The 3,808-nt window shown below is 70.6% G+C and carries 1 protein-coding gene; it reads right to left on the bottom strand.

The genetic code is table 11. The features are described 5' to 3' along the window. On the bottom strand, positions 1–3,808 hold a 3,808-nt coding region (locus ACFWF3_RS27650), incomplete at both ends, for an amino acid adenylation domain-containing protein (RefSeq protein WP_379316338.1).

Raw genomic sequence — 3,808 nt, 5'->3', positions numbered from 1 at the left:
ACCTTCGACTGGGCGTCGATCGCGGCGGCCAGTTCGGCGACGCTCGGCGCCTCGAACAGCAGCCGGACACCCACGCGCCGGTCGAGCGCGGCGCCGATACGGGCCACGGCCTTTGCTGCCAGCAGCGAGCTGCCGCCGAGGGCGAAGAAGTCGTCGTCGGCGCCGATCGGCTGATCGTCGGCACGGCCGAGCACCTCGGTGTACACGGCGGCGATGATCTGCTCGGTGACGGTGGTCGGCCTGCGGTAGGTGGTGGTCTCGAAGACGGGGGCGGGCAGGGCCGCGCGATCGAGCTTGCCGTTGACCGTGAGCGGAATGCGCGCGACCGGCACGACGGCTGCCGGGAGCATGTGCTCGGGCAGGGTACGCGCCAGCTCCTTGCGCAGGGCGGCGGTGTCGAGGTGGTCGGACTCCCCGACCACGTAGGCCACGATGCGCGGCTCGTCGACGAGGTCGGTCCGCACCAGCACGGCGACTTCGCGAGGCGCGATCGAGCTGTGCAGCAGCGCCGCTTCGATCTCGCCGAGCTCGACGCGGAAGCCACGGAGGTTGACCTGCTGGTCGGCGCGGCCGAGGTATTCGAGGTCGACGTGCGTGGCGCGCGCCGACGCGAGCGCCCCCGTGGCGTCGTCGGCCACGACCGTCCAGCGGGCGAGGTCACCGGACCGGTAGGCGACGGATCCGGCAGGACCGTAGGGGTCGGCGACGAAGCGGCTCGCGGTCAGGTCGGGTCGACCCAGGTAGCCGCGCGCCAATTGCGGTCCGGAGACGTAGATTTCGCCGGGGACGCCGAGCGGGACGGGACGCAGGCGCGAATCCAGCACGCGCACTGCGAGTCCCGCGAGCGCGCCGCCGATCACACTGGCCGAGCCGGTGTGCGGGGTGATCTCCCGGTAAGAGGCGTGGACGGTGGTCTCGGTGATGCCGTACATGTTCACCATGCGGGGCGAGTCCGGGTAGCGGGCGAACCAGCCGGCGAGGCGTTGCGGTTCGAGCGCCTCGCCACCGAAGATCACTGTGCGCAGGGCGTATTCGGTGGGTGCGGGCGCGGCCAGGTCGGCGGCGATGAGCTGGTAGAAGGCGGACGGCGTCTGGTTGAGAACGGTGACGCGTTCGGTGCGGAGCAGTTCGCGGAACTGTTCGGGCGAACGGGAGGTGAAGTAGTCGACGAGAACGATCGAGCCGCCGTGGAGCAGGGCGCCCCACAGTTCCCACACCGAGAAGTCGAAGGCGTAGGAGTGGAACATCGTCCACACGTCGGACGGTCCGAAGCCGAAGCGCTGCGCGGTGTTGTCCAGCAGCGCGATGACATTCGTGTGCGGGACGACGACGCCCTTGGGGCGGCCGGTCGAGCCGGAGGTGTAGATGACGTAGGCGGCGTTGGCGGGAGCCAGCGGGCTACGCCGGTCTGCGTCGGTCAGGGTGTCGGTGCCGAAGTCGGACAGGTTGTCGGCGCCGGGATCGATGACCGGACCACCGAACCAGTCGTGCGCCAGGCCGGTGTCGTCGTTGGTGATCGCACACTGCGGGCGGGCATCGTCGAGGACGTATTCGATGCGATCAGCGGGGTAGTTCGGGTCGATCGGCAGGTAGCCCCCGCCTGCCTTCAGCACGGCGAGCAGAGCGACCGGCAGCTCCACCGACCGCGGCAGGGTCACCGCTACGAGCGATTCCGGGCCGACGCCCGCGGCGACGAGTCGACGGGCGAGACGGTTGGACCAGGCGTCGAGCTCGCCGTAGGTCAGCGTGCGCTCGCCCGCTTTCACGGCCATGGCGGTGGGGTCGAGGGCGGCGACGCGGGCGAACCGGTCCACCATGGTGTCGGCGGCGGCCACCGATTCGCCGGAAGACGACCAATCGTGCAGGGTGCGCTGCTGTTCTTCGGCGCTGAGCAACTGGATGTCGCCCACCACGACGGTCGGGTCGGCGACGACGGCGGCCAGCACCTGGGTGAAGCGCCGGGCCAGCACCGCGACGCTGCCCTCGTCGAACAGATCGGTGGCGTAGGCGATCTCGATGGACATGCCGTTCGCGCGGCCGTCGATGTCGTCGGATTCGCCGAGGGTGAACTGCAGGTCGAACTTCGCCACGGCGGCGTCGAAATCGAGGGGTTCCACGCGCAGGTCCGCGGCCTCCAGCGCGGGGACGGTGAAGTTCTGCAGCGCCAGCGCCACCTGGAACAGCGGGTGCCGGTTGCGGGCTCGCGCCGGGTCGATGGCATCGACGACCTGCTCGAACGGGACGTCGGCGTGCGAGAGGGCGTCGAGGTCGCCGGCCCGGACGGCGTCGAGGGTCGTTTCGAATTCGGCGCGCGGGTCGATCTGGGTGCGCAGTACCAGGGTGTTGACGAACATGCCGATCAGCCCGTCGAGGGCGGCCTCGCCGCGGCCCGCGACCGGTGTGCCGATGGCGATGTCGCTGCCCCCGGACAGGCGTGCCAGCAGGACCGCGAGCGCGGCGTGCACCGTGCTGAACAGGGTGGCCTCGTGCTTGCGCGCGAGTTCGCGCAGTTCACTGTGCAGATCGGAGTCGATCTGGAAGCGGTGGACGGCGCCACGGAAGGTGGACTCGGCCGGGCGGGGACGGTCGGTGGGCAGGTCGAGCTGCTCGGGGAGACCGGCGAGACCATGGCGCCAGAACGCCAGTTGGGTGTGCGCGAGCGACGCGGGATCGGCTGTCTCGCCCAGGTTTTCGTGCTGCCAGAGGGCGTAGTCGGCGTACTGGACGGGCAGCGGCGTCCAGGTGGGGGTGGCGCCCGCGCGGCGCGCGGCGTAGGCGGCCATCAGATCCGCGGCCAGCGGGCCGAGCGAGAAACCGTCGGCGGCGATGTGGTGGACCACCAGGACCAGCACGTGGTCGGTGTTCAGCGCGAACAAGGCCGCGCGGAGCGGGATCTCGGCGGTGAGGTCGAATCGGACCGCGGCGCACGACAGCAGGCGTTCGGGCAGTTCCGTCTCGGTGATCGCCTCGGGCCGCAGAGTGATTGCGGTGGCGTCCGAGATCACCTGTTCGGCGCCCTCCGGCCCCTCCGGGTAGCTGGTTCGCAAGGTTTCGTGCCGGGCGACCACATCGGCGAGGGCCGCTTCGAGGGCGGCGAGGTCGAGGTCGCCGGTGAGCCGCAGCGCGACGGGGATGTTGTCGACAGCGTCGCCGATGCCGTCGACGTCGGCGAGGTAGCGGTTGAGAAACCACATCCGGCGCTGCGCCGCGGACAGCGGAATCCGCCGGGGCCGTTCCCGAGTGGTGAGTTCGAGCCGCCCGCCGGTGCCGCGCAGGGCAGTGCACCGGTCGGCCAGATCGGCCACCGTCGGTGCGTCGAACAGCAGCCGGACCGGGATCTGGGTGTCGAGGGCGGCGCCGAGGCGGGCCGCGACCTGGGTGGCGTTGAGGGAGTTGCCGCCGAGGGCGAAGAAGTCGTCGTCGAGACCGACTTCGCGGTCGGCGGGGAAGCCGAGCACCGTGGCGAAGGTGGCCGCGACGATGCGCGCGACCTCGGTGGACGGCGCGCGGAAGACGGACGCCTCGAAACTCGGTGCGGGCAGCGCCTTTCGATCGAGCTTGCCCGACGAGTTGAGCGGGAACTCGTCGAGAACGACGAAGGCCGCGGGGACCATGTAGGCGGGCAGGGTGCGGCTGAGCGTGGACTTCACCGCATCCACGTCGACATGCTGTGCGGCAACGAGATACGCGACCAGGGTCTCGTCGCGCACGATCACCGCGGCCTGGGTGATCTCGGGAACCCCGGAGAGCACGGCCTCGATCTCGCCGAGTTCGATGCGCAGACCACGCAGCTTCACCTGGAAGTCGG

It is taken from the genome of Nocardia sp. NPDC060220 (genome assembly GCF_042727815.1).
Taxonomy (GTDB): Bacteria; Actinomycetota; Actinomycetes; order Mycobacteriales; family Mycobacteriaceae; genus Nocardia.
Note: the sequence above shows the minus strand (reverse complement) of the source record. Positions and strands in the feature narration are given on the sequence as shown.